We start from the raw sequence: 4,461 nt of genomic DNA, 5'->3' as shown, positions 1-4,461 counted from the left end.
GCGGGGCTATTTGCCGAACAAAAGCGGATTTTTAGACCAATTTGCTGCCGCCGCACGACTGCATGGATGCAGGAGCTAGAGCAACGCAGGAGCAGTTGCCGCGCAGGGCAGTCTATTCTCGGACAGCCTCATAGGGTTTATTTACCAGACATGAGAATACCCCAAGGTTGAATAAGTGCAGATTGCGGTGGTAACCATTTATCTTTATGTCAGGTATTACGGCGGGGGAATGTTACAGAAAAATGACGTTGAGGAAAATTTGACGGAATTTTTGCTGGTCGATCAATCCGTTATCTGTTATCTGTTATCTGTTATCTGCTGGCTGCTGGCTGTTGGCTGCAAAAGCGCAAGCAGCCTGCTTTTTTTTTCGGGCAGCGGGTGGTGGGAAGCGGGCAGCGCTTACTGAAATGTCGAAGTTATTAAATGACAGTTCTTCCTTAGGGGAGGTGAAGGTTGAGCGCTTTCGGCTCAACCTGGAAGCGAGTTATACAGGTGTTTCAATCAGTAATCAGTCGTTACAGAGAGCAGGCGAGACCGAGGAATATGGCTGCACCAACCCAATGATTAGAAAGAAAGGCTTTGAAACAAGAATCCCTTTCACGGTTGCGGGTTAACCATTGCTGGTGGGTAAAGCCTGCGGCTGCAGCAATAAGGCTCACATAGAATGTCCAGCCTAATTCAAGCTGTAACCCCAACATCACCATGGCTATCAGGGTAAACGTCTGAAAACAGCCAATAATCAGATTATCCATTTCGCCAAATAAAATAGCTGTGGACTTAATGCCGATCTGCAGATCATCATCTCTGTCCACCATGGCATACTGGGTATCGTAGGCGACTGTCCATAACAGATTAGCGGTAAACAACAGCCATGTCTGAGTTGTCAACGTGTTGGCCTCGGCGGCAAATGCCATGGGGATGGACCAGCCAAATGCGGCACCCAATACCACTTGGGGCAGATACGTGTGTCGCTTGGCAAAAGGGTAGGCTGAGGCGAGTAGCAGGGCGGCAAAGGATAGATAGATGGTTAGGGCATTGGTGGTTAATACCAGTAGAAAGGCCACTAAAAACAGGCTGGCGGCAAATATCACGGCTTCTTTTGGGGTTATCTTTCCGGTCACCAATGGACGTTGCCGGGTTCGTTTTACATGACCATCAAAATGTCGGTCAGCATAGTCATTAACAACACAGCCAGCGCTTCGGGTCAGAACCACCCCAAGAATGAAAACCACAAGATTATCAACAGAGGGTATGCCTTCGGCCGCAAGCCAGAGTGCCCAGAGTGTTGGCCAGAGCAGTAGATAAATGCCGATAGGGCGATCAAGGCGAGCCAGTTGAATAAAGTCTTTCCAGCGTGGCACGCGCTGATTCAACAGCTCTGCACATTTATTAGCGCCTGTTATCGATTGTATAAATTTCATCTGCGCCTTTAGAGTTCGGTGTTTTGAAAATATAGTCAGGGCCTTCCAGCCGACACATGTTTTGCCGATAAAAAAGAGGAGCAGCCAGGCTGCAATGCTTACAATGTCTGTGTAGTCTTTGTTTTGTCGGCCTGCCAGAGCAAATTGCTTACCGCGGGAGACTACCATGTTTAACAAAGACTTACGCCCTCTTCAAGAACAACTTTTCAATCACTCCATCTACCAGAAGATTGACAGCGTGGAGAAGCTGTCGGTCTTTATGGAAGCTCATGTATTTGCTGTATGGGATTTTATGTCGCTGGCGAAAAGGTTGCAGCTTGAGTTTACTGCCATGCAGCTACCCTGGGTGCCGGTTCCGGATGCCCGGTCTGCCCGCTTCATTAATGAAATTATTCTCTATGAAGAGACGGATAAGGACCGGCATGGCACGCCCATGAGTCATCTGGAAATGTATCTCGCCGCCATGGGTGAAGTATCCGCAGATACCAGCAAAATCGAGCAGGTAATCTATAGCATCAAGACCGGCGTTCCCTGGCAGCAGGCCCTGGTGGTTGCTGATGTACCGGAATACGTTCAGGTATTTGTTTCGGATACGATGAAGGTAGCCCAATATGGTTCGTTACCGGAGGTGGCCAGTTATTTTCTTTTCGGACGTGAAGATGCCATTCCAGAGATGTTTTCTTCTCTTTTGAATCATTGGGAAATCCCCCCGGCGTCCGTTCCTGCTATGGCCTACTACCTTGAGAGACATATTGACCTTGATGGGAATGAGCATGGCCCGGCGGCAGAGAACCTGCTGAAACAGTGTATTAATGGGGACAAAACCGCAGAAGCATCGGCAGTTGCCAAGGCGAAAGAGGCTATTTCAGCACGAATAAGATTTTGGGATGGTCTTGAGAAGCAATTGGGCGAGGTTACCGCTGGACAAGGGCAGGGCTCTGTTGATAAAGCAGAGACTACACTTCCAGGTCTTATTTGAGATCTTGGTTTTTTTTCAATATTAAGAAGGAACTTTGGTTGATAATTGCTGTCCAAACGTCCGGGCGTATTAATTCCTGAGTAAGGTTCTTGTTCAAAGTTTCTGAAAGCCAGACAAAACAAGACTTTCAGGTTTAAAAAACAAGTTCTGCCCAGACTACACCTTCTTCATCACATTACAAATGTTCATGATTGACTCTGCCAACCATTTGTATTTGATGGAAATAATTATCGACAGAGCGTTCAAAAATGCTGCTATCAAATACTAACCTTCAGCTTCTGGGTTATGGTAAAGCGTCTGATAAAACAGTTTTAAATGATCAAACTATCAGTGATGTACGTTTTGCAGATTCCAGTGTTGCAACCACCAATACTCTGCCACAAATCACAACGCAAGAAAGATATGCCCCAATATCTCCAGCTGATCGCATTGCTGGCTTATCCTGCCAGGTAATCAATCCAGATGACTCTGTTTCAATCTCTGGCAGGAATGCCTCCGAATCACTGAAGAGGTCGTTCAATAACGATCCAGGCTATGAATCGGCACTGTGTAAATTGATGAAAAGTGAGTCTTTCACTATCCCTGCAGATCGCATCAGCCAAGACGATTTTATAAAAACGCTGTTGACGGCGATTACTGACATTGATACTTCCAACGCTAAAAGGTTGATATCCGAATACGGTGCCACTGAACTTTCCAAGTATCGATGTTCGTTTGCCTTTGAAGGTACAACTTACCCTGACATCACTCCTTTTGCTCTTGCGTGCAGTCTTGGCAAATTGGATCTTGTCAAGGAGCTATACGTCAATCAGGAACAATTAAACCAGACATTTGATACCACAAACGATTGTACTGGACAAACATCATTAATGTTAGCGCGTGTGAACGGGCATTTGGAGGTGGTGGGGCAATTATTAAAGTGGGGAGCTAAACCTCAAAGTCTTGATAAAAATGGCGATGTGGTTGATGTAATTGATAAAGTTCTTAGACAAGAAGATACACGTAAAATAATCAAAAATTTTGTAACAGAATTGTGTATAACAGGAGAACTGGTACTTTCTAAAGATTCCGTTCTCTGCCTTGGTTCCCGTAATGAATGCAGTGATGGAGATAATGGTTGTTTAAATGAGGAATTTGTTTATTTAAATCCTGGCTACATCGAACGTCCACATCTTGTTGAAGATTCTCGTAAGACCGGCGGCCTATTCGCTAAGTTACTCTCCGAATAAAGCAACGGTAGTGAGGGTGATAGAAAATTGAGGATATAAATCCGGATTTACTCGGCAAAGAATATTCAATATTCGCCTCACAAAACGGAACTTTTATCCTTAAATTTGCAACCCTTGCTATGGCAAAACGGGGTCGCCCAAATAGCCGCTATTCTCCGACAGCCCCTCAGCGTAACTCACGCTCAGGTAAAAAAACCTCACAAACAGAAATAGGCTTCTCCCGCAAATAAAACAGTGATCGTCTGGCCCAGGCGATTTCTGCTGTAAATTCCACATCAAGGTGTGCGTTAAATTCACTGGCTTTCATATCGGTAACTTCAATCGGTCCGCGGCGCAGGCCGGGCTGACTGAAAATGTATTCACCTAATGGCCTGTCTCCCAGTTCCAGAAGTACTTTATTCTCACCGGACAGACTGGACTCCGGTAAAACACTGCGGGCAAAAACCACCGGTTGACCTGAGCCAAACAGCAGGACTTCTCTTATGCTGGCGCGCTGATCATCGCAATGAAGAAAGGCTTTCTCTGATGCATCCGGTTCCTGCCAATCATGGGAGATGACCCGGACAAAAAAATCGTTGTTGTGTGCTTGTTTCAGCCGTTGGGTCAGCGAATGTTGATCCAGTATCATGTCACGCAGTGCGCTGGGTATCGCTTTGGCGTCTTGGGCGGGTTGCCAGTTCATATCAGCAAAGGGCATCGGCAGTACATCCTGCCTGGAGCCGATGACTCCAGGATCTGTCAGTCAAGTGGGGATCAGTTAGGCAAAGAGCCTTCAACACCGCTCCTAAAAACTTGCTCAAACCTACTCAAAGTTATCTAAACCTGAGCATTT

At 46.2% G+C, this 4,461-nt stretch carries 4 protein-coding genes; 2 read left to right on the top strand and 2 right to left on the bottom strand.

The features are described 5' to 3' along the window. Positions 1-515: 515 nt before the first annotated feature. Entirely contained in the window at positions 516-1,421 is a 906-nt protein-coding gene (ubiA, locus tag KDK15_RS04865) for a 4-hydroxybenzoate octaprenyltransferase (protein WP_257294239.1), read from the bottom strand. A 166-nt stretch (positions 1,422-1,587) separates the two neighbouring features. Here ubiA and KDK15_RS04860 point away from each other — a divergent pair, with 166 nt between their 5' ends. Then, positions 1,588-2,400: a DUF3050 domain-containing protein gene (locus tag KDK15_RS04860; protein ID WP_257294238.1), complete on the top strand. Its 813-nt coding sequence runs from the start codon at positions 1,588-1,590 to the stop codon at positions 2,398-2,400. Between the two features lie 248 nt (positions 2,401-2,648). After that, a complete protein-coding gene (locus tag KDK15_RS04855; RefSeq protein WP_257294237.1) occupies positions 2,649-3,629 on the top strand; it encodes an ankyrin repeat domain-containing protein in 981 nt (326 codons plus the stop codon). A 166-nt stretch (positions 3,630-3,795) separates the two neighbouring features. On the opposite strand, the gene KDK15_RS04850 is transcribed toward KDK15_RS04855, so the two are convergent. Then, positions 3,796-4,326, bottom strand: a complete 531-nt coding sequence (locus KDK15_RS04850; protein WP_257294236.1) for a chorismate lyase — start codon at positions 4,324-4,326, stop codon at positions 3,796-3,798. Between the last annotated feature and the right edge of the window lie 135 nt (positions 4,327-4,461).

The sequence above is a fragment of the Endozoicomonas sp. YOMI1 genome (assembly GCF_024606345.1).
Taxonomy (GTDB): Bacteria; Pseudomonadota; Gammaproteobacteria; order Pseudomonadales; family Endozoicomonadaceae; genus Endozoicomonas.
The sequence above is the reverse complement of the archived record's forward strand: the minus strand, read 5'-3'. Positions and strand labels throughout refer to the sequence as shown.